We start from the raw sequence: 22,025 nt of genomic DNA on the forward strand, positions 1-22,025 counted from the left end.
GCCATGACCCCCACCCCATGATCACCGTCATCGCCGGCGGCGTCGGGGCGGCCCGCCTCCTGGCCGGGCTCGTACGGGTCGTCGACCCCGCCGAGGTGGTCGCGGTGGTGAACGTGGGCGACGACCTCGAGCTGCACGGGCTGCGCATCTGCCCGGACCTCGACACCATCACCTACACCCTCGCCGACGCCGTCGACCCCGATCGGGGGTGGGGCCTCCGGGACGAGTCGTGGCAGGCCATGGAGATGGTCGGCCGCTACGGCGGCGAGAGCTGGTTCGGGCTCGGCGACCGTGACCTCGGCACCCACCTCTACCGCACCCAACGCCTCGCCGAGGGAGCCGACCTCGTCGCCGTCACCGAGGAGATCACGCGGGCATGGGGGCTGGCGCTACGCCTGCTGCCCGTCACCACCGATCGGCTGCGCACGATGGTCACCCTCGGCCAGGACGACGCTCCCGGACCCGACTCCCCCGGGCTCACCGCCGGCACCGAGGTGGGGTTCCAGGAGTACTTCGTCCAGCGCCGCCACGCGGTTCCCGTGGCCGCCGTGCGCGTCGACGGGGCCGACCTGGCCCGACCGGCCCCGGGCGTCCTCGAGGCCATCGCCGACGCCGACGTCGTGGTCGTGGCACCGTCCAACCCGATCGTCTCGATCGCTCCCGTGCTCGCCGTACCCGGGGTCCGGCGGGCCCTGGTGGCCCGACGCGACGACGTGGTCGCCGTGTCGCCCATCGTCGCCGGCGCCGCCCTCAAGGGCCCGGCCGACCGGCTCATGACCGAGCTCGGTCACGAAGCCTCCGTGGTGGGTGTGGCCCGGCTCTACGCCCCCTTCGCCGCCACCCTGGTCGTCGACGAGGCCGACCTCGACGCCGCGAACATCATCGAGGCCGAGGGCATCCGGCCGGTCGTCGCCCCCACGGTGATGCGCACACCGCAGATCGCCGCCGAGCTCGGCCGCGTCGTCATCGACGCCGGGCGGGGCCTCGCATGAGCCGCCTGAGCGTCTTCGGCCTCGACGGGATCGGTGAGATCCGCCCCGGCGACGACCTGGCCGGCATCATCGCCGCCGCCGCTGCTGCCTCCCCCGACACCCAGCTGGTCGACGGCGACGTGCTCGTCGTCACCCAGAAGGTCGTCTCCAAGGCCGAGGACCGCCTCGTCGCCGTCGACCCCGACGACCCCCTCGCCCACAAACCACTGGTCGAGCAGGAGTCGGTGCGGGTGCTGCGCCGCCGGGGCGAACTGGTCATCAGCGAGACCGCACACGGCTTCGTGTGCGCCAACGCCGGCATCGACCTGTCCAACGTCGACCGCGGCTACGCGGCCCTGCTCCCGGTCGACTCGGACCGCTCCGCCCGACGCATCCGCGACGGGCTGCGCCACCGCATCGGTGTCGACGTGGCTGTCATCGTCTCGGACACCTTCGGGCGTCCGTGGCGGCGCGGGGTCACCGACGTGGCCATCGGTTGCGCCGGCATCGCCGCCGTGGTCGACCTCCGGGGCACCCCCGACGCGCTCGGTCGCGAGATGCAGGTCACCGAGGTCGCCGTGGTCGACGAGATCGCCGCCGCCGCCGAGCTCGTCATGGGCAAGTCCAGTGGCGTCCCGGCGGCAGTCGTGCGTGGCGTCGACCCATCGTGGCGACGCGACGGCAGCGTCCACGACGAGATCGTCCGCTCCCCCGCCGACGACCTCTTCCGTTAGATCGGCGCCCTCCTCCAACGCACGTCGGGACGCGGTGTGGGCGGGTCGCTGGCGCTCCCATCGCCCACCTGACGGCAGGCGTCAGCCCACTTGCGACAGCCGACGCTGCGCAGCAAGGAGGCTCAGCACGCGGACGCGCTTCGCCGAAGGCGGCGCAGGGAGGCTTGCCGACCGAAGCAAGATGTCACGCCCGCCGAGCCGCACTCGCTCCCGTGCGCGCGTCAGAACCGTGGCACGGGCCACCCCCCGGAACCCACTCGGCCCCGAAAGGACAGACCAGGTCCGTGCCGGCTCGCAACAGGCGACGACCGCAGGGAGGAGCCTCAGACCGGCCACGCGCTTCGCCGAAGGCGGCGAAGGGAGGCTTGCTGTGCCCATGGCGCCCTCCTCGCGAGCTCGTCGGGACGCAGTGTGGGCGGGTCGCTGGCGCTCCCGTCGCCCACCCGGCTCCACGCCTCGGCCGACTCCCGAACAGCCGCAGGAGCGCAGCGACGGAGGCTCAGCCAGCTCTCGCGTTTCGGCGAAGCCGGCGGAGGGAGGCTTGCCGACCGGAGCTGAGTGTTACGGCATGTGGACGGCGTGGAGCTCGGCGGCGGGCTCGACGACGACATCGTCGCCGAGGACGCTGAGCTCGTCGACGATCGCACCCGCACCGACAGTGGCGCCGGGGCCCACCAGCGACGCCGTGACCCGGGCGCCGGCCGCGACCCGTGCCCCGGGCATCACGACGGCGTCGCGGACGACGGCACCGGCTTCGACGCTGGCGCCGGCCATCACCACGCTGTGGGTCACGTCCGCACCGTCGGCCACCTGTGCCGACGGGTGCAGCCCGACCTCGGGGTCGCCTCGCACCCCGTCGATGAGGTCGAGTTGCACCTGGAGGTACGTGGACGGCGTGCCGGCGTCGACCCAGTACGCCTCGCTCCCCACCGCGTACAGGCGGGCGTCGTCGACCATGGCCGGGAACGTCTCCCGCTCGATGGAGACCTTGCGGCCGTCGTCGATGCGGTCCACGACCGACGGCTCGAGCACGTAGGTGCCGGCGTTGATCCAGTTGGTGGGGGCGGTGCCGGGAGGAGGCTTCTCGATGAAGGCCCGCACCCGTCCGTCGTCGTCGGTGTCGACGACGCCGTAGCGCGAAGGATCGTCGACCGGGGTCAGGGCGATGGTGCCCTCGGCCCCCCGCTCGTGGTGGAGCTTCCACAGGATGCTCACGTCGAGGTCGGTGAGCACGTCGCCGTTGACCACGACGAACGTCTCGTCGATGCCGGCCGAACGGGCGGCGAAGCGCACCGCCCCGGCCGTGTCGAGCGGCTCGGGTTCGACTGCGTAGTGCAGGTCCACGCCGGCGCACCGGCCGGTCGGGTAGGCGTCGACGAAGGCGTCCGGGCGATAGCCGAGGCTGAGCACTGCTTCGCTGACGCCGTGGGCGGCCAGCGAGCCGATCACCCGCTCGATCATGGGCCGGTCCACGATCGGCAGCATCTGCTTGGGGGTGGCGAGGGTGAGGGGCCGGAGCCTGGTGCCGAAGCCGCCGACCAGGACGACGGCCCTCACGGAGCGACCGTGGTGCCCGGGTCGTCGCTGGCGGTGGGTGCCTCGGTGGGGTCGGTGGACCCGCTCGGGACCTGCTCGACGGGTGTGTCGAGGCCGTCGGGGATGTCGGAGGTGACACCTCCACCCGGCATGTCGCTGAGCTGATCGAGCTGGGGCACGCTCGGCGGGCGCGGGATCTCGGCGCCGGCGGGGGCCACGGCGATGGTGACCGCCAGGCGATCCTCGTCGAAGCGCACACCCCCCATGTCGTCGGTGACGACGGTGCCGGGGTCGTCGGGATCGTCGGCCGGCCAGACGGTGACGCTGACCTCGGCGGGTTCGCCGCCGCAGTCGTAGCCGTCGTCGTAGGTCGTGCCCTGGTAGGTGAACGAGCCGGAGCCGAACGACCACCCGACCATCTCGCCCAAACCGCCGAGGGTGGCGTTGCGGCCGGCGTAGCCGTTCACGAACGGGTGGAGGTGGGCCACCCCGTCGTCGTGGGTGTGCAGGCCCGTGGTGTCGGGGCCCACATCGGAACCCGCGGGCAGGAAGGTGTCGCAGACGTAGATGCCGTAGGCGGCGTGCCAGTGCTCACCGACGCGAGGGCTCTCGGCGGCGGCTTCCTGGTTGGCGCCTCGGGCGACGACGACCAGCACGGCGCCCACGACCACGATGGCCAGGATGCTCAAGGGGAACGCCAACTGGCGCTTGGGTGCGGATGGTGAGCCGCCGGCGCGTGCAGCGCGGGCGACTTTCTTGGCCGAGGACGCTTTGCCCATAGGGCGGACAGGCTAGTGGCCCGCAGCACCGCTGCCGTCGCGCCGCCGACGCCCGGCGAGCTCGTCGAAGAGCTCCTCGTAGGCGGCGGCCACCGCCGCAGGTGAGGCCCAACCCTCGACGAACTGCCGGCCCGCCGCACCCATCGCCGACGCCCGGGCCGGATCGTCGAGCAGCTCACCGACCGCACCGGCGAACGCATCAGGGTCCTCGGGGGGCACGGACAGCCCGGCACCGGCTCGCTCGACCGTGCGCTCCACCTCGGTGCCGGGGTCGACGCTGGCCACCAGCGGCCGGGCGGCGGCGAGAATCGAGTACAGCTTGGAGGGGACGCTCGACCAGGCCAGACCCCGCTTCAGCGGCACCACGTGCACGTCGGCGGCCGCCAGCACCTCCGGGAGGTGTTCCTTGGGTTGCATGTCGACGAAGCGGACGTTGGCGAGCCCCCGCGCCTGATCCTCGAGCTCGGGGCGCGCCGCGCCACCGCCGTTGACGACGAACACCACGTCGGGGCGTTCGTCGGCGAAGCGCCGGGCGGTGGCCAGCACCATGTCGAGGGACTGGGACAGGCCCACGTTCCCGGCGTACATGACGACCTTTCGGCCCACGAGGTCGTGGTCGCGCCGATAGGCGTTCTCGGTGGGGCCCGGTCGGATCCAGTCGGTGTCGACGAAGTTGGGGATCACCCGCACCTTGGCGGCCTGGCGGGCCGAGCTCGACGGCTCGACCCCTGCGGTGATCTTGGCCCGGACGTTGTCAGCCAGGTCGTCGGACAGCACGGTCACGGCGTCCGACAGGCGGTAGGTGGTGCGCTCCAACCACCGGGCGGCGGCGATCACCCGCTCGCCCTGGAGCAGACCGAGCTCCACCGCCACGTCGGGGAAGACGTCCTGGATGTTGAACACGAACGGCACCTGTCGGGCCCTAGCCACCGACCACCCGGCTGGCCCCAGCGTCAGCGGCGGCGACATGGAGAGCACGGCATCGGGACGGCGGGACAGCCCCCCGACGACGGTCGCCAGGGCGGTGAACCCCCCGAAGGCCAGAGCTCGGGCCGGGATGTTGCGCTTGTCCGTGGGGAACGGGTGCACCCGGCTGACGCGACCCCACCCGGTGTCCTCGTTGCGGACCAGGCGTCCTTCCCATCCCGGCTCGATGGCATGGCGCTGGTACCAGGGCAGCGACGTCACCACGTGCAGGTGGTGGCCTCGCTCGACCAACTCGTGGGCGATGCGGGTCATCACCTCACCGGTCGGGGCCACGTCCGGGGCGAAGTGGGGGCACAGCACGACGAGGTTCACCGGGGCTCCTGGTGGGCGGGGTCGATCGGGTGGGACCCGAGGTCGGGTCGGGCGGCGTCGTGGTAGGCGTCGGCCAGCGCGGCGGCGGAGCGGGGCCAGGCGAAGGCGAGCGCCCGGCGGCGGCCGGCGGCGACGAGGGCCTCGGCCCGTGCCGGGTGGTCGAGCACGTCCGCCAGCGCCGTGGCCCAGGCCGTGGCGTCGTAGGGGTCCACGATCACCGCCGCACCGCCGGTCACGTCGGGGAGCGCCCCGGCGTCGGAGGCCACGACGGGGCAGCCGCGGCTCATGGCCTCGACCACGGGCAGGCCGAATCCCTCGTAGGCGGAGGGGAAGGCCAGCACCGAGGCACGGCGATAGAGCACCTCGAGGTCGGTCGCGGGGATGCGGCCAGTGCGCACCACGTGCTGTTCGAGGCCGTAGGCGGCCACCGCGGCGTCGAGGTGCGACTCGGCCGGACCGGCCCGGCCGGTGAGCACCAGCGCCAGGTCCGGACGGGCGCCGACGAGGAGGGACAGGGCCCGAACCAGGGTCTCGTGGTTCTTGTGGGCGTAGGTGATGGCCGGGTACAGCACCACCCGCCGACCGGCGAGGCCGAGGCGACCCAGCACCGCGTCGGGGTCGACCGAGCGGGGCAGCGGGCCGGGCCGATCGACCCCGCTGGGCACCAGACGCAGGTGGCGCGGGTCGACCCCGCAGCGGTCGACGGCGTCGCGACCCGTGAACGTGGTCAGGGTGATCACGATGCGGGCCCGCCGCAGCGAGGGAGGGGCCACGGCTCGGATGTAGGTGCGCTTCAGCGCCGAGAACCGCTCGGGGTGAGCCAGGGGTTGCAGGTCGTGGAGGGTGACGACCGACGGCACCGGCGACACCCACGGGATGGTGCCGCCGGCGTGGTGGACGACGTCGAGGCGCCGACGACGGCTCTCGGCCGCCAACCAGGTGGACTCGGCCAGCACCCGCCGGGGCCGGCTGCGCCCCGAGACGGGCGCCACGACGGTGCGCCAGGCGCCCGCCAGGTCGGGATGGGCGGACGAGAACGAGCCGTTGACGAACAGGGTCACGTCGAGGTCGCGGGGGGCGGCGTCGGCGAGGGCCTCGAGGAGGCCGACCGTGTACTCCTCGCTGCCCCCGACGTCGCCGGGGACGAGCCACAGCAGGTTGACACCGACCGCCAGGGCGGCGCTCACGACGGCCCTCCTCGGGAGGCTGCCTCGTGGTACACGGCTTCGAGGGCGGCCGCGGTGGCGGCCCACGAGAAGTGGTCGCGGGCCCGGTCGTGACCGGCCGTGCCCAGCCGGGCCCGACGGTCGGGATCGTCGAGGAGGCCGCCGAGCGCGTCGCCCAGCCCGCCCACGTCCTCGGGGTCCACGAGGACGCCCGTCTCCCCCGCCACCTCGGCGGTGGCGGTGCCGGCCGACGTCACGACCGGCGTGCCCTGGGCCATGGCCTCGAGCACGGGGAGGCCGAAGCCCTCCTGGCGGCTCGGGAAGCAGAAGACGTCGGCACCGGCGTAGGCCGCCCGCAGGTCGTCCTGGGTGAGGAAGCCCACCGGGCGCACGCGCTCCCCCAGCGCCGCCAGGCGGGGCGTCAGGTCCTCGTTCCAGCCCTGGGGGCCGGCCAGGACCAAGGTGACGTCGCGGCGGGCGAGGGCGGCGAAGGCATCGAGGAGGACAGGGAGGTTCTTGCGAGGCTCGATGGTGCCGGCCCACAGCACGTAGCGCCCCTCGAGGCCGTGGCGGGCCCGGAAGGCCTCCACCTCGCTCCCGGCGACCGGTCGGGGCTCGATGCCCCAGGGCACCAGGCGGAGGCGATCGGGGTCGAAGCCCTGCGCTCGGCACTCGTCGAGCGTGGCCCGGGACGGGGCCATGACGAGGGTGGCGTCGCGCCGGGCCAGATCGATGGCCCGCCGGAAGAACGCCACGCCGCGCCGGGTGAACTGCGAGGGGTCGTGGGTGAAGGCCAGGTCGTGCACCGTGACCACCAGCGGCGCCGACGGCGGGGGCACTGCCATCCCGGTGGCGTGGATCACGTCGACCGGACCGGTGGCCCGCTGCACCGGGGGGCGGCGCAGCCGGTGCCAGGACTCGTAGAGCGCCAGGCGGGGAAGCGGCAGCGGCACCACCGGAATGGGCGGCACCCAGCTCGTCGCCGGATCGTGGCGGTGGCGGGCGCTCACCCCGATCTGAGCCACCTGCCCGTGCACCTGCAGGGCGCGCACCGACTCCAGCGCGGCCTGCGCCGTGCCGCCCGGCACGCTGTGCCAGCACTGTTCGAGGGTCACCGCGACCCGTAGCGGTCGGTCCACGACGGGCGAGTCTCCCACGCCCGCCGGGACGCCCCGGGACGGCCCCGGCTCGTCGGTAGGGTGGCGGCCATGGTTCCTGTTCCGGGGTTCGAGCCCGATCCGGCGTTCTGGCGTGACCGCACCGTGTTGGTGACCGGTGGCAACGGGTTCCTCGGTCGAGCGGTGGTCGACCGCCTCCAGACCCGCGGGCCGCGGGCGGTGGTCACCCCGACCAGCTCCGACTACGACCTGCGCGACCGCACCGCTGTGGCCTCGATGTTCGCCGACGTCGAGCCGGACCTCGTGATCCACCTCGCCGCCCGGGTGGGGGGCATCGGGGCCAACATGGCCCGCCCCTCCGACCTCTACCTCGACAACCTCCTGATGGGCACGTACGTGCTCGACGAGGCCCGCCGGCGCGACACCGAGCAGACCGTGATGCTCGGCACCATCTGCTCGTACCCCAAGTTCACGCCGGTGCCCTTCACCGAGGACTCCCTCTGGCAGGGCTACCCGGAGGAGACCAACGCCCCCTACGGGATCGCCAAGCTGGCCCAGCTGGTGCAGCTCCAGGCCAACCGCGCCCAGTACGGCCAACGCGCCGTCTACCTGATGCCCACCAACCTCTACGGGCCCCGCGACAAGTTCCACCCGGCGGTGTCGCACGTGATCCCCGCCCTCATCAAGAAGACCGTCGACGCCACCGAACGGGGTGACGAGGCCATCGAGGTCTGGGGCACGGGCTCGGCCAGCCGCGAGTTCCTCTACGTCGACGACGCCGCCGAGGCCATCTTGCTGGCGACCGAGTTCTACGACGACGGCGAGCCCGTGAACCTCGGTGCCGACCAGGAGCTCCCCATCCGCGATCTGGTCGACATCATCGTCGAGCTGGTCGGCTTCACCGGTGAGGTCCGTTGGGACACCTCGAAGCCCGACGGCCAGCCCCGCCGGGGCGTCGACGGCAGCCGGGCCCGGGACCGCTTCGGCTTCGTGGCCGGCACCTCGTTCGAGGAGGGGCTGCGCCTCACCCTCGACTGGTACCTGGCCAACCGCGAGGAAGCCGAGGCTCGCGCCATCTGAGCCTGCTCGGCGGGGTGGTCACCCCGGGCCCGGGGTGACCGTGGGCGCGGGCCGGCTCACCGACCGGCTCAACCGCTGGTGGCGTCGTCTCCCAGCTGCCGGCGGAAGTGTGCCGCGGTGCGCTCCAGACCGTCGCGGAGCCCGACGGTCGGTTCCCAGCCGAGCAAGGTGCGGGCGAGGGTGAGGTCGGGCCGCCGCTGGGTGGGGTCGTCGACCGGCAGCGGGCGGTGCTCGATCGTCGACCCGGACCCGGTGACCTCGAGGACGAGCTCGGCCAGCTCGAGCATCGTGAACTCACCGTCGTTGCCGATGTTGATCGGTCCGGTGTGATCGCTGTCGAGCAGGGCGAGCAGGCCCCGGATCTCGTCGTCGACGTAGCAGAAGCTGCGAGTCTGCGTGCCGTCGCCGTAGATGGTGAGCGGTTCGCCCTTGATGGCCTGCACCAGCAGGTTCGACACGACCCGGCCGTCCTGGGCCCGCATGCGCGGGCCGTAGGTGTTGAAGATGCGCACGATGCGCACGTCGAGGTCGTGCTCGCGGTGGTAGGCGAGGGTGATGGCCTCGGCGAAGCGCTTCGCCTCGTCGTAGACGCCCCGCGGCCCGATGGGGTTCACCCGACCCCAGTAGGTCTCCGGCTGAGGATGGACCTCGGGATCGCCGTAGACCTCGCTGGTGGAGGCGAGGAAGAAGCGCGCCCCCTTGGCCCGGGCCAGGCCCAGGGCGTTGTGGGTGCCGAGGCTGCCCACCTTCATGGTCTGGATGGGCAGCTCGAGGTAGTCGATGGGCGACGCCGGGCTGGCCAGGTGCATCACCGCGTCGACCGGGCCCGGCACCCAGATGTAGGTGCTCACGTCGTGGTGCACGAAGGTGAACCCGTGCCGTCCGAAGAGGTGCTCGATGTTGGTGACCGATCCGGTGAGGAGGTTGTCGAGCACGACGACCTCCTCACCGCGGTCCAACAGGGCCTCGGAGAGGTGCGATCCGAGGAACCCGGCGCCTCCGGTGACAACGATGCGAGCCACGGTGCTCCTACCGGCCGATGCCCTGGTGGGTGAAGCCCCGCCGCAGCAGGGCGCCGCGGTCGAGGAGGTTGCGGGCGTCGACGACGTGGCGATCGGTCATGGCGTCGGCGACCTTGTCGAGGTCGACCCACTTGAACTGGTCCCACTCGGTGAGCACGGCGAGGACCCGGGCCCCCTGGCAGGGGGCGTAGACATCGTCGCAGACAACCACCTCGGGCACCTCGGGAAGCGATCCGGTGACGGTGGGGTCGTGGGCGTGGACCTCGGCGCCGGCGGCCACCAGGCGGCGCACGATCTCGACGGCCGGGGAGTCGCGGCGGTCGTCGGTGTTGGCCTTGAAGGTCAGCCCCCACACCCCGATGCGCACGCCGTCGACCGTGCCGCCGGCGGCCTGGGTGATCTTGGCCACGACCCGGTCGAACTGGGCGTCGTTGATGCTGAGCACGGCGTCGAGCAGGTCGAAGTCGTAGCCCGCCTCGGTGGCCATGAACCGCAACGCCCTGGTGTCTTTGGGGAAGCAGTTGTGCGCCACCAACCCGCCGGTGGCGACCACGGTGTGCGGCCCAGGGACCTCGATTGAGTAGACGGGCCCGACGTGGTGCCGGCTTTCGACGCGGGCGACGCGGGCCCACACCGCCCCCTTGCCCAGTCGGCGATAGCCCGTGGGAGCGATGCGCTTGGCCTGGCGGTCGAGGGCTGCACGGATCTCGAAGGCCTCGCCTTCCGGGACGAGGAACAGGGCCTGCTCGACCTGATCGGCTCCGGAGATGGTGAGGAAGTACGCGTCGGTGGTGGCTTTGGCGGACCGACCGACCTTCAACCGCGCCACGATCCCGAGCCCACCGAGCAGCCGGAGCATTCCGTCCGCCAACTCGCGTGAGACGGTTCCGTACTCGAGACACACGCTCGGCCCGCCGTTGACGTAGGACCAGGATCCATCGCCGTCCCAGAGTCCGCGAAGGAACGCCTTCTGCCGGCTTTCGGGCAACCCCCACAGCACGTCGGGCACCCGCTTCGTGTAGCTCGTGGACCCCAGCCCGAGGCCCGACTCGAACCATGCGGCGAGCACTCGGGAGCTCACGGCGACCTGCCGCGTCGTCGAGACCCGGCGGGCCTCGGCCTTCACGCCCTGGCCTTCCCAGTAGGCACGCACTCTCTCGACCAGGTCGTGCTCCAGGTGAGGATGGAAGCTGCACGCTACGCGTCGCCGCGATCCGTCCCGGGTGACGTGGCCCTCGGCGGCGTAGATGCCGAGCATCCACCACAGCTCGTCACCATCGGGCACCAAGGCCGGCACGTAGGTCCCGTTCGTCGTCGTGCCGAGCAGTGCTCCGTCGACGTCCATCCCCAGGCGCTCCAGCTCGTCCAGGCGCAGGGTGCCGGAGCGCAGCACGTCCCGCCGACGCCCGGCGGGAAGTTCGTCGGCGACCTCGAAAAGCCGCTGCCGTTGGACGGCGGACAGTCGACAGATCACCTGTGACGGATCGAGGTCGGCGTGTCCCAACGTGGCGGTCAGGTCATGGATGAGGAAGTGGTCTGGCGCGAGGGGCGCTCCCTGGGCGATCGGGAGCCAGTCATCGGTGGTGAGATCATCGGCCAGGCGCAGACCGGTGCGCTCGGGATCGACGCCGTCGCCGACCACCATCGGGTGGTCGGCGGTCACAGTGAGGCGCCGTCCCATCTTGGTGACGATGTCGACGACCACGCCGTCGTAGTCACGCACCGTGAGCTGTGCCACAGGGAAGAACTCAGGGGCCGGGTCCCCGGGGTTCCACGCCAGGACCTCGACACCGGCGATCCCCCGGGACTCCACCTCGCAGGCAAGCTGCTCGAAGGTGATGAGGGACGTCTGCCAGCCCCGGCGCACGAGGACGGTCTCGGCGCCCTCGAAGCAACTTCCACCCCATCCGGGGCCGGGGCGCAGGAACTTGTTGCCGATTCGGGTGTCGTACCCCATGCCCAGCATCACGTCGTCGGCATCGGCGCCGAGGGCCTCGCACAGCGCCGCCACCGCGTTCACGAACGACAGCTTCATGGCCAGGAAGGCGTTCGAGGCGTACTTGATCGTCTCGGCCGACGCCGGGTCGGTGACCATCAGCGGCGCCGGCACCCCCAGGTACAACGAGGCCACCCGGATGGCCGCCCCCTGGTCGTCGGAACCGATCACCACCCGGTCCGGGTTCAAGAAGTCGTGCACCGCCGAGCCCTCGCGCAGGAACTCCGGGTTCGACACCACGTAGAGGTCCGACCGCCCCAGGGCCTGCTCCACCCGTCGGGTCGATCCCACCGGCACCGTGGACTTGTTGACCACCACCGCCTCGGCCGGCAGGTGCGGGGCGATCTGCTCGGCGGCCGCCTCCAGGTAGGTGAGGTCGGCCGAACCGTCCGCCCCCTGCGGGGTCGGCACGCACAGGTATGCGAACTGGGCGTCCGCGGTGGCGGCACCCACGTCGGTGGTGAAGCGCAACCGGCCCGCGTCCATCCCCTCACGGACGATCTCCTCCAACCCCGGCTCGTGGATCGGGATCCGCCCCTGCTGCAGCGACGCCACCTTGTCCGGGTCGATGTCGACGCACACCACCGTGTGCCCCAGGCTCGAGAAGCACGCACCCGTGGTGAGCCCGACGTAGCCGGTCCCGATCACCGCGATCGTCTGGTCCACTGAAGTTCCGCCTTCGGTCGTGGGTGGCCGCTCGTCAGCCGCACGAGACGCCAGGAGGCGCCTCGGGCAGGAACGAGTAGCTGGTGGTGGTGGACGTGGTGCTCGGCTCCCCGATCCCAGGGGTCGCGGGCTCCGCCGGGGCCTCGGGTTCGGTGCCGGGCTCGCCGGTCGGATCCTCGGGCTCGGGTGGGGCTGCACCCCGGAAGATCTCGAAGATCGGCTCGGCTGCGGTCGCGTTCAGCTCGACGACGCTCGCCGCCCCCACGAAGACCGGTTCGCCCGGGACCCGGTAGGTGGCCAGGCTCTGCGGGTCGAAGTCGCGGAACTGCGTGCCCAGCGAGACGATGTCGGAGACCGTGTACTCGCTGTCGAGGGTCACGTTCTGCTGGGCCACGCCGATGAGGTCCTGGAGCACGAACGGGTTGCGCACCCCACGGGCGACGGCCTTCTCGAGCGCCGCGGTGATGAACAGCTGCTGGCGATCGATGCGGCCGAAGTCACCCGTCGGGTCGGTGCGCCACCGACCGTCGACCTTGATCTCGAACGACCGGGAGCGGGCGAAGGCCAGGGCCTGGTCGGCATCGAGGGTGACGCAGCCGGGGTCGTACTGGAAGAGCCCCGTCTTCTGGTCCCGTGCTTCCCACGGGAAGTAGACCGGCACGCCCCCGACGGCGTCGACGAGCGACCGGAAGCCGGCGAAGTCGACCATGGCGTAGTGGTTGATCGGGATGTCGAAGTTGAGGCGGATGGTCTCGATCAGGCGCTCGGGACCGCCCAGCGCCAACGCCGCGTTGATGCGATCGCGTCCCCCGCCCGCCAGCGGGACGTAGAGGTCCCGCGGGATGGACAAGATGGCGGCTTCCTTGGTGCGAGGGTCGATGCGCAGGACCATGATCGTGTCGGTGTTGAGCGAGCTGGTGCGCCCGAACAGCACCGGGTCCCCCTCCTCGAGGCCGTCGCCGTTGTCGATGCCGACGAGCAGCACGTTCTGGGGCTCACCCCCCTCGACCGGCTCGGAGAGGGCCCGACCGAGATCGATGCGCGGCAGATCGCTCGCCTGGGCGTAGGTCCAGGTCAGACCGCCGGCGGCGACGAGGCACACGATGACGAGCAACGAGTTGAACGTGAGCAGCAGACGCTGCGACCACGTGCGGTGGGGGCGGCGCACGGCGGCGAGAGTACTACCGGCCCGTCGCCGCAAGGGGGTCCCCCGGGGCGCGGCGCCGGCGGCCCGGAGCTGTCGCGGCCCGCACGCGTACGCTTCGGAGGTGACCCGCTGCGCCCCAGGCCGACACCTCGACGATGCCGTGGCCGTCGTCGGCGGGATGGTCGCCACCGGCCTCGTCGACGTCACCGACGATCCCGACGCCCTCGACGGCCACGGTTGGTGGCTGGTCGTCGCCCCCTTCGAGGGTCCGCCGCTGCTGGCCCGCTTCGCCGAGCAGCGCCTCCTCCGCCCCGGCGAGCTGTCCTCTCGTCGATGGCGCGGGCCCCGGCGGGACGGGTGGACCAGCTCGCTCGACGAGACCGGGTTCCGCCGCGCCGTGACCTCCGTCCGTGCCGGCATCGGCCGCGGCGACGTCTACCAGGTCAACCTCACCCGCCGGCTCTCCGCCCCCCTGGCGGCCGACGCCTCCATGCTGGCCCTGGGCGGAGCGTTGGCCGCGGGCAACCCCGCCCCACACGCGGCGATCGTCGAGCTCCCCACGCACGGGGTCAGGTTGGCCTCCGCCTCCCCGGAGCTCTTCCTCGCCCGAGATGGCGACCGGGTGTGGTCCTCACCCATCAAGGGCACTGCCGAGCACGTCGACGGCTTCCTGGCCAAGGACAGCGCCGAGAACGTCATGATCGTCGACCTGGTCCGCAACGACCTCGGACGGGTCTGCCGACCCGGCTCGATCTCGGTCCCGTTGCTGCTCGGCCGCGAGGAGCACCCGGGCCTGGTCCACCTGGTCAGCACCGTGGAAGGGCGGCTCCGCGCCGGTGTCGGGTGGGCCGCCCTCCTCGACGCCACCTTCCCGCCGGGCTCGGTCACCGGCGCCCCCAAGCTGGCGGCGCTCGAGCACATCGCCCGCCTCGAACCGGTGCCCCGCAACGTGTACTGCGGTTCGGTCGGCTGGGTCGACGCCGACCACGACCGCGGGTCGCTCAACGTGGCCATCCGCACGTTCTTCGTGGACGACGGGCGGCTCTGCCTGGGCACCGGCGGGGGGATCACCTGGGACTCGACCCCCGACGGCGAATGGGAGGAGACCGAGCTCAAGGCCCGGCGGCTCCTCGACGTGGTGTCGGCCCCCGTCCCGGCCCGGGCCTGACATGAGCCCTCCGCCCCCGGTCGTATGGGTCGACGGTTCTCTGGGCGACGAGGCCGGAGCCCGCATCGCTGCCCTCGACCGCGGGTTCACCGTCGGCGACGGCGTGTTCGAGACCATCCGCGTCGCCCGCGGCCGACCGGTCTTCTGGACCCGCCACCTGCGCCGGCTCCACCACGGGCTGCAGGTCGTCGGCCTCGAGGACCCCGACGATGATGGCGCGGCGCTGGCACTCGACGAGCAGCTGCGGGCCGGCGCCGAGGCGGTGCTGGCCCATCGGGCCGGGCCGGATGCCCGGCTGCGGCTCACGGTGACCAGCGGACCGGGCCCCCTCGGCCCCCGCCGCTCACCCGGCCCCCTCACGACGGTGGTGGCCGCCGCCGACACCGGCCCGACGCCCACCTCGATCACGGCCTGCACCGTGAGGTGGGCCCGCAACGAACGATCCGTGCTGGCCGGGGTGAAGTCCACCAGCTACGGCGAAGGCGTCGCGCTGCTCGACCACGCGAGCCGCATGGGAGCCGACGAGGCGATCCTGGCCGACACGACCGGCCGGCTGAGCGAGGCGGTCACCGCCAACGTCTTCGTCGCCGTCGACGGGCGTCTGGCGACCCCCGGCCTCGACACCGGCTGCCTGGCCGGCACGGTACGCGACGTCGTGCTCGAGGCGGGGCTGGCGACGGAGCACGACCTCCCCATCGCCGTGCTGCACGACGCCGACGAGGTCTTCGTGACCTCGGCGACCCGCGGCGTCGTCCCTGTGTCGATCGTCGACGCCCACCCGGTGCCGTCGGTGGGTGGCCCCCTCACCCTCGCGGCCCGGGAGGCCTACGACCGGGCGGTCGACCAGGACCTCGTCACCGACTGGTGAGGTGCGAGGCGGCGTCGGCGACCCCGCCGCCCGCCGCCTTCACCGCTGACGGAGGTGCACGATGTCGCCGACCGCGATCTCGAGCGGCGGGCCGCCGTCGGAGGGGCTGACGACCAGGTGTCCGTTGGCGGCGACGTCGACCGCCGTCCCCTCGACGGCGGTGCCGTCGGGCAGCTCGGCCCGCACGGGCCGGCCGATGGTGGCCGAGACCCGGCGCACCGACTCCAGCAGCCGCACGCGGCCGTCCGGTTCGTCGAGGTCGGCGAGCACGGCGTCCAGACGGGTGAGCCACGCCACCAGCAGGTCCTCTCGGTCGATCGCACGCCCGCTGACGTGGTTGAGGGCCACGGCGACGTCGACCAGCTCCGGCGGGAGGTCGAACGGCCACTCGACGTTCAGGCCCATGCCCACGACCACGGCCTCGACGTCGGGACCCTTCAGGCGGGCCTCGGCGAGGATCCCTCCCAGCTTGCGGCCGGCGAAGCGGTGACCGGCCAGCACCACCAGGTCGTTCGGCCACTTCAAGCCCGGCGTGATGCCGTCGAGCTGACGACAGGCCTCGACCGCGGCCACACCGGCGGCGGTGGTCAGCAGATGGGCATCGCCGGCAGCCATCGTCGGGCGCAGCAACACCGAGACCAACAGCGACGCCCCCGCCGGGGCGCTCCACGTGCGGTCGAGTCGGCCCCGGCCCGCGGTCTGATGATCGGCCACCAGCACGAGGCCGTCGGGAGCGCCCTCTGCCGCTGCCGCGAGCAGGTCGGCGTTGGTCGAACCGGTCTCGTCGACCCACCGGACCTCCCCGAAACGAGTGCCCTCGAGTCTCGATGTGGCGGAGGACCCCTTCACACATGCCACCATATGGCGTGCTCAACAAGGTCCTCATCGCCAACCGCGGCGAGATCGCCGTACGCGTCATCCGTGCATGCCAAGAGATGGGCATCGCCACGGTGGCCGTGTACTCCGATCTCGACCGAGATGCCCTACACGTCCGCCTCGCCGACGAGGCCTACGCCCTCGGAGGCCAGAGCGCCGCCGAGAGCTACCTCAACACCGAGGCCATCCTCGACGTCATCGAGCGCTCCGGCGCCGATGCGGTGCACCCCGGCTACGGGTTCTTCTCGGAGAACACCGACTTCGCCCGGGCCATCACCGAACGAGGCGTGGCCTTCGTCGGCCCGCCGCCCGAGGCCATCGAGGTCATGGGCGACAAGGTCTCGTCCCGCAAGGCGGCCGAAGCCGCCGGGGTGGCCGGCGTACCGGGTACGTCCGAGTTCCTCACCTCCCACACCGAGGTCGTCGACTTCGGCGAGGAGTTCGGGTGGCCGGTCGCCATCAAGGCCGCCTACGGCGGCGGCGGGCGCGGCATGCGGGTCGTGCGCTCGGCCGAGGAGGCCGAGGAGGCCTTCAACTCGGCGCAGAGCGAGGCGCTCAAGGGCTTCGGCCGCGACGAGTGCTACGTCGAGAAGTACCTGACCTGGCCCCGCCACATCGAGATGCAGATCATCGGCGACACCCACGGCGACGTGGTGTGGGTGGCCGAGCGCGATTGCTCCGCCCAACGCCGTCACCAGAAGCTGGTCGAGGAGAGCCCGGCTCCGGCCTTCCCGGCCGAGATCCGCCAGGCCATGGGCGAGGCCGCCGTCAAGGTGGCCAAGGCCTGCGGCTACTACAACGCCGGCACCGTCGAGTTCCTGTACCAGGACGGCGAGTTCTTCTTCCTCGAGATGAACACCCGCCTGCAGGTCGAGCACCCCGTCACCGAGATGGTGTCGGGCCTCGACCTGGTGGCCGAGCAGCTGCGCGTCGCCGCCGGGGAGAAGCTCTCGTTCGGCCAGGACGACATCGTGCTCTCCGGCCACGCCATCGAGATCCGCATCAACGCCGAGGACCCGGCCGAGGGCAAGTTCCTGCCGTCCCCGGGCCACATCGAGACCATCGTCCCGCCGGCCGGCTTCGGCACCCGGTGGGACGGCGGCTACGAGTCGGGCGACACCGTCAGCCAGTACTACGACAACCTGGTGGGCAAGCTCATCTGCTGGGGCGCCGACCGCGAGACGGCCATCCTGCGCACCCTGCGGGCCCTGCGCGAGTTCCGCATCGACGGCATCGCCACCACCATCCCCGCCGACATCGCCATCCTCGAGCACCCGGACTTCGTGGCGGCCACGCACTCCACCAAGTGGGTCGAGGACGTCCTCGACCTCACCGGCGTCACCGGGGGCGCCACTGGCTCCGGCGAGGACGGCGAGACCAAGGTCCAGCGCGACGTCGACGTCGAGGTCAACGGCAAGCGCTTCTCGGTCAAGATGTACATCCCCGAGTCCCAGGCCGGCGCCGTCGTCGCCGCCGGGGCGGCAGGCGCCGGGGCCGCTCCTGCCCGCGCCCGCCGTGGTGGCGGCTCGGGTGCCGGTGCCGCCGGCGGCGGGTCCGGTGCCGTGTCGGTCCCGATGCAGGGCACCATCGTCAAGGTCCTGGTCGAGGTCGGCCAGGAGGTCGAAGCGGGCGCCACCGTGTGTGTGCTCGAGGCCATGAAGATGGAGAACAACATCACTGCCGACAAGGCAGGCACCATCAAGGAGATCAAGGTGGCCGCGGGCGACTCCGTCGGTTCCGGCGACGTCGTCGTCGTCATCGAGTAGCCGCCACCTCGCACCGAGACGAGCGCGACGGAGGGCCGGCCCCGGGGGCCGGCCCTCCGTCGCGTCCGGGCGGGACACCACCGCCGCGGTTCGGTCGATGGCGACCCTCAGCCGGGGACGACGATCAACGGGTGGCGACCACGATGGTGCCGCCGGCCTGGTCCGGCAGCCCCCGGTGCAGCGCCCCCCCACCGATCCCGGTGAACCACACGGCGAGCAGCATGGCCCCGGAGAACGGCACCGGGACGGCGTACGCCGCCCACGGGAGCAAGGCCCGCAGCAGAGCCTGGTCGGGCTTGGGGCGTTGTCCGTCGGTGTAGCGAGCCACACGGAGCCCGAAGAGCCACTTGCCAACGGTACGGCCCCACAACGCCACGGTCACGACCTCGTAGACGAGGCCCACTCCCAGCACGAGCCAGGGCAACCACGAGGGCAGGTCGACCTGCACCTGCCCCTCGATCTCCGACACCGAGAAGGAGGCCACGATGAGGGCCGGGACGGCCACCAGCAGGAGATCGAGGCCTCGGGCACCGAAGCGGGGCCCGGGCGCGGCCAGGGCGTTTGGGCCCCGCGCCGGGAAGTCCTCGGGCCCGGGCACTCGCCGCGAGGAGGTGGACGTCACGGGTGGCACCCCGACGTCGCGGTGCTCTTCGCCATCAGCCACACCGCCACCCTCTCACTCGGCGGCGTCGGAAAGGGCCTCGGCGAGCGTCGGGTGCACCAGCAGGCTCTCGTAGATGTCGTGCACCCGCAGACCGGCCGTGACGGCGAGGGCGATGACCGAGATGAGCTCAGCGGCGCGGCGGCCCACGATGGAACCACCCAGGATCACTCCGGTGGCCGGGTCCGAGATGATCTTGACGAACCCTCGGGGGTCGTTCTCGATGAGCGCCTTGGCGTTGGCCGAGAACGGCACCTTGGTGACCCGGATCTTGCGTCCCTCGGCGAAGGCGTCGGCCTCGGCGAGGCCCACGTCGGCGATCTCGGGCACCGTGAAGATGGCCGAGGCGGCCTTGTCGTAGTCGAGGTGGCGGTGGGCTCCGCCGTGCAGGCCCATGGCGTGCTCGGCGATCTTGCGGCCCTGCATGGAGGCGACCGATGACAGCGGGAGCTTGCCCGAGAGATCGCCGGCGGCGTAGATGTTCGGAACCGACGACTGGCAGTTGTGGTTCACGACCACGTAGCCGTCGCGCTGCTCGACGCCGGCGGCGTCGAGACCGAGCGTCTCGGAGTTGGGGACCGAGCCGATGGCCAACAGCACGTGGGATCCCTGCGCCTTGCGGCCGTCGTCGCACTGCACCGTGACCCCGTCGTCGTCGGTGTCGATGCCCACCGCACGGGCGCCTTTGTAGAGCCGCACCCCTCGGGCGATGAAGTCGTCCTCGAGGGCGGCCGCGACCTCGGGGTCCTTGTTGGGCAGTACCTGTTGACGGCTCACGATGAGGGTGACCTGGCAGCCGAACGACGAGAACATGTGCACGAACTCGACGCCGGTGACTCCGGAGCCGACCACGACGAGGTGCTCGGGGAGCTGGGGCGGCGGGTACGCGTCGCGAGTGGTGAGCACCCGCGTGCCGTCGATGGAGGCCCAGTCGGGGATCCGGGGGCGGCTGCCGGTGGAGAGCACCACGGTGTCGGCCTCGATCTCGAGGGGACCGGCGGCCGTCTCGGCGACCACCTGGTTGGGCCCCACCAGCCGGCCGGCGCCCTCGACCATGCGGACGCCTTGGCTCTCCAACAGCTCGACGCCGGAGGTCTCGAGGCGCTCCTCGATCGAGCGGATGCGTTCGGCGAGGGCGTCGAAATCGAGCTCGGCGCTGACGTTGCGCAGGCCCATGCCCTCGGCCTTGCTCAGTCGCGCCAACGCCCCGCCGGTGGCGATCATGGCCTTGGACGGGATGCAGTCCCAGAGGTGGGCGGCTCCGCCGACCACGTCCTTTTCGATCATCGTGACTTCGGCACCGAGTCGGGCCGCGTGGGTGGCCGCGGTGTTGCCCGCCGGTCCCCCACCGATGATCACGAAGCGTTTGGCCATGGGCGAGAGGCTACTGGCGGCACCACCGCTGTCGGACCGCCCCCGCGAGGCCCGGATGCGGCCGAGGAGCCCGCGAGGCCCGGGTGCTCAGCTGGCGACCCGGGCGAGGGGGACCAGGCGGTGGTCGCGGGTGAACAGGCGCCGGGTCAGCCCCAGGCCGATGACGGTGACGCTGCAGGCCACCGATCCGAGGATCAGGTACATGATCGCCAGCTGCACCAGCACGGCGTCACCGGCGTCGACCCCCGCCAGGATGAGGCCGGTCATCGCTCCGGGGAGGAACACCAGCCCCACGGCCTTGGTGGACTCGATCTGGGGCACCAACGCGGTTCGCAGGGCGGCGCGGACGTAGGGTCGGGCTGCCTCGGGCCATGGCTGCCCGAGCGCCAGGCGAGCCTCCACCTCGTCGCGCTTGTCGGCCAGCTCGCCCACGATGCGACGGGCGACGATGACGCTGGCGGTCATCGAGTTGCCGATCATCATCCCGGCGAGAGGGACGATGGTGCGTCCCTCCATGGGGAAGATCTCCAGCCCGAACACGACGCTCAGGCTGACGATCACCACCACGGCCATGGCCAGCACCGCCAGCCCGGCCAGGCCGGGCACCTCCCGGGCCCGATTGCGCACGGTGACCCCGGCGAACACGACCATGCCGACCACCCACAGCCAGGACCAGGCCAGCGGGGCATCCGGATCGAGGACGAGGACCAGGGCGGCGCCGACCGCGAGCAGCTGCACACCGGCCCGGGCCGACGCCCACAGGATCGAACGGTTGAGCCCGAGCCGCTGCCAGCCCGACAGGCCGAGCGCCACCGCCACCAGCACGAGCGAGGCCGCCAGCCCGCCGACGCCGATGGCCGCCGTCGAGCTCATGCCGCCTCTCCCGCGTCTCCGGGCGAGCCTCCCGGGCCTTCGGGCGCCTCCCCCGGGTCGTCCTGGTCCAGGTAGCGGCGCCGCTCGTCGTCGTCGGCCCGCCGGCCGTCGACCAGCACCACGACCTCGTCGGCGATGCGGCGGGCCTGGCGCAGGTCGTGGGTGACCCACACCACGGTGATCCCGTCGTCGACCAGGCGCCGGGCCAGGTCCTCCACGCCGTTGCGGGAGGTCGGGTCGAGCGATGACGTGACCTCGTCCATCAACACGATGTCCGGTCGGGTCAGCAGCGTGCGGGCCAGGCACATCCGCTGGGCCTCGCCGCCGGAGAGGTCGTCGGCGCCCCGTTCGAGCAGCGAGACCGGGAGGCCCACCCGTTCCAGGGCCCGAGCCAGCTCCTCGGCGGGAGCGGTGGGCGCGGCCACGGCCAGGTTGTCGCGCACGCTGCCGGGGAAGGGCGTGGGCCGCTGGAACACCATCCCGACCCGGCGCCGCAGGGCCAGCGGGTCGGTGCCGGCGGTGTCGAGCCCGCCGACGAGCACCCGTCCCGCCGAGGGGACCTCGAGGCGGTTGGCGAGGCGCAGCAGGGTGGACTTGCCCGACCCCGAGGGACCGGCCAGGACCGTGAGGCGCGCCTCGAACACGTCGAGGTCCACCCCGCGAAGGATCTCGCTGCCGTCCGCGGCCGTCACGTGCACCCCCTCGAAGCGCAGCACCGGCTCGGGCATCGGCGGGTCGTCCACCAGCCCAGCGTTCCAGCCCACGCCACCGCGCGCCACGCTGATCCGACCACCATGCCCCCCCACGAGAACCACCCCACCCCGGCGCCCACCCAGGCGGCCGATGGGAGCGCCAGCGACCCGGCCGCACCGCGGGGCCCCGCGCCGCCATGGACATGACACCTGCCGGGCCCGCCTCTTAGGCT

Annotated in this window: 19 protein-coding genes; 6 read left to right on the plus strand and 13 right to left on the minus strand. The window is 72.3% G+C overall.

Annotated elements, in window-relative coordinates; all coding sequences use genetic code 11:
* Window positions 1–17: 17 nt before the first annotated feature.
* Together cofD and cofE are read left to right on the plus strand one after the other, a co-directional pair.
* Window positions 18–992, plus strand: coding sequence for a 2-phospho-L-lactate transferase (gene cofD / locus LUW87_RS05715; protein ID WP_232670124.1), 975 nt, complete (start codon window positions 18–20; stop codon window positions 990–992).
* Complete coding sequence (gene cofE / locus LUW87_RS05720; RefSeq protein ID WP_232670125.1) at window positions 989–1,705, plus strand: coenzyme F420-0:L-glutamate ligase; 717 nt, start codon at window positions 989–991, stop codon at window positions 1,703–1,705. Before cofD ends, cofE begins: the two co-directional genes overlap by 4 nt.
* 561 nt (window positions 1,706–2,266) lie before the next feature.
* On the opposite strand, the gene LUW87_RS05725 is transcribed toward cofE, so the two are convergent.
* The 5 genes from LUW87_RS05725 to LUW87_RS05745 form a co-directional block, all read right to left on the minus strand.
* The gene (locus LUW87_RS05725; RefSeq protein WP_232670126.1) at window positions 2,267–3,262 is read right to left on the minus strand and encodes a nucleotidyltransferase family protein; all 996 of its coding nucleotides are present in this window, start codon (window positions 3,260–3,262) and stop codon (window positions 2,267–2,269) included.
* Window positions 3,259–3,942, minus strand: coding sequence for a hypothetical protein (locus LUW87_RS05730; RefSeq protein ID WP_232670127.1), 684 nt, complete (start codon window positions 3,940–3,942; stop codon window positions 3,259–3,261). The genes LUW87_RS05725 and LUW87_RS05730 overlap by 4 nt, the downstream gene beginning before the upstream one ends.
* Before the next feature lie 90 nt (window positions 3,943–4,032).
* Window positions 4,033–5,319 (minus strand): glycosyltransferase family 4 protein, encoded by a 1,287-nt coding sequence (locus LUW87_RS05735; protein WP_232670128.1) that lies wholly within the window; start codon window positions 5,317–5,319, stop codon window positions 4,033–4,035.
* Window positions 5,316–6,506 (minus strand): glycosyltransferase family 4 protein, encoded by a 1,191-nt coding sequence (locus tag LUW87_RS05740; protein WP_232670129.1) that lies wholly within the window; start codon window positions 6,504–6,506, stop codon window positions 5,316–5,318. Before LUW87_RS05740 ends, LUW87_RS05735 begins: the two co-directional genes overlap by 4 nt.
* The gene (locus LUW87_RS05745; protein WP_232670130.1) at window positions 6,503–7,600 is read right to left on the minus strand and encodes a glycosyltransferase family 4 protein; all 1,098 of its coding nucleotides are present in this window, start codon (window positions 7,598–7,600) and stop codon (window positions 6,503–6,505) included. The genes LUW87_RS05740 and LUW87_RS05745 overlap by 4 nt, the downstream gene beginning before the upstream one ends.
* 93 nt (window positions 7,601–7,693) lie before the next feature.
* Here LUW87_RS05745 and LUW87_RS05750 point away from each other — a divergent pair, with 93 nt between their 5' ends.
* Entirely contained in the window at window positions 7,694–8,683 is a 990-nt protein-coding gene (locus tag LUW87_RS05750) for a GDP-L-fucose synthase family protein (protein WP_232670131.1), read from the plus strand.
* A gap of 68 nt (window positions 8,684–8,751) precedes the next feature.
* Here the strand turns inward: LUW87_RS05750 and LUW87_RS05755 are convergent, their stop codons facing one another.
* From LUW87_RS05755 to LUW87_RS05765, 3 genes are read right to left on the minus strand one after another with little or no spacing between them, the layout of a single operon-like run.
* On the minus strand, window positions 8,752–9,705 hold the full coding sequence (locus tag LUW87_RS05755) for a UDP-glucuronic acid decarboxylase family protein (protein ID WP_232670132.1): 954 nt from the start codon (window positions 9,703–9,705) through the stop codon (window positions 8,752–8,754).
* Between the two features lie 7 nt (window positions 9,706–9,712).
* Window positions 9,713–12,367, minus strand: coding sequence for a nucleotide sugar dehydrogenase (locus tag LUW87_RS05760; protein WP_232670133.1), 2,655 nt, complete (start codon window positions 12,365–12,367; stop codon window positions 9,713–9,715).
* A gap of 34 nt (window positions 12,368–12,401) precedes the next feature.
* On the minus strand, window positions 12,402–13,535 hold the full coding sequence (locus tag LUW87_RS05765) for an LCP family protein (protein ID WP_232670134.1): 1,134 nt from the start codon (window positions 13,533–13,535) through the stop codon (window positions 12,402–12,404).
* A gap of 100 nt (window positions 13,536–13,635) precedes the next feature.
* Here LUW87_RS05765 and LUW87_RS05770 point away from each other — a divergent pair, with 100 nt between their 5' ends.
* Both LUW87_RS05770 and LUW87_RS05775 read left to right on the plus strand, forming a co-directional pair.
* A complete protein-coding gene (locus LUW87_RS05770) occupies window positions 13,636–14,682 on the plus strand; it encodes a chorismate-binding protein (RefSeq protein WP_232670135.1) in 1,047 nt (348 codons plus the stop codon).
* 1 nt (window position 14,683) lies between these two features.
* A complete protein-coding gene (locus LUW87_RS05775) occupies window positions 14,684–15,550 on the plus strand; it encodes an aminotransferase class IV (RefSeq protein ID WP_232670136.1) in 867 nt (288 codons plus the stop codon).
* Window positions 15,551–15,589: 39 nt separating this feature from the next.
* Here the strand turns inward: LUW87_RS05775 and LUW87_RS05780 are convergent, their stop codons facing one another.
* Window positions 15,590–16,399, minus strand: a complete 810-nt coding sequence (locus LUW87_RS05780; protein WP_232670137.1) for a biotin--[acetyl-CoA-carboxylase] ligase — start codon at window positions 16,397–16,399, stop codon at window positions 15,590–15,592.
* 17 nt (window positions 16,400–16,416) lie between these two features.
* Here LUW87_RS05780 and LUW87_RS05785 point away from each other — a divergent pair, with 17 nt between their 5' ends.
* Entirely contained in the window at window positions 16,417–18,192 is a 1,776-nt protein-coding gene (locus LUW87_RS05785; protein WP_346742424.1) for an acetyl-CoA carboxylase biotin carboxylase subunit, read from the plus strand.
* A gap of 124 nt (window positions 18,193–18,316) precedes the next feature.
* On the opposite strand, the gene LUW87_RS05790 is transcribed toward LUW87_RS05785, so the two are convergent.
* The 4 genes from LUW87_RS05790 to LUW87_RS05805 form a co-directional block, all read right to left on the minus strand.
* On the minus strand, window positions 18,317–18,856 hold the full coding sequence (locus LUW87_RS05790; RefSeq protein WP_232670140.1) for an RDD family protein: 540 nt from the start codon (window positions 18,854–18,856) through the stop codon (window positions 18,317–18,319).
* Window positions 18,857–18,868: 12 nt separating this feature from the next.
* On the minus strand, window positions 18,869–20,227 hold the full coding sequence (locus LUW87_RS05795; RefSeq protein ID WP_232670141.1) for a dihydrolipoyl dehydrogenase family protein: 1,359 nt from the start codon (window positions 20,225–20,227) through the stop codon (window positions 18,869–18,871).
* A gap of 87 nt (window positions 20,228–20,314) precedes the next feature.
* Window positions 20,315–21,100: an ABC transporter permease gene (locus LUW87_RS05800; RefSeq protein ID WP_232670143.1), complete on the minus strand. Its 786-nt coding sequence runs from the start codon at window positions 21,098–21,100 to the stop codon at window positions 20,315–20,317.
* Window positions 21,097–21,843 (minus strand): ABC transporter ATP-binding protein, encoded by a 747-nt coding sequence (locus LUW87_RS05805; RefSeq protein ID WP_232670144.1) that lies wholly within the window; start codon window positions 21,841–21,843, stop codon window positions 21,097–21,099. Before LUW87_RS05805 ends, LUW87_RS05800 begins: the two co-directional genes overlap by 4 nt.
* Between the last annotated feature and the right edge of the window lie 182 nt (window positions 21,844–22,025).

It is taken from the genome of Rhabdothermincola salaria (genome assembly GCF_021246445.1).
In the GTDB taxonomy this organism is placed as follows: domain Bacteria; phylum Actinomycetota; class Acidimicrobiia; order Acidimicrobiales; family Acidimicrobilacustridaceae; genus Rhabdothermincola_A; species Rhabdothermincola_A salaria.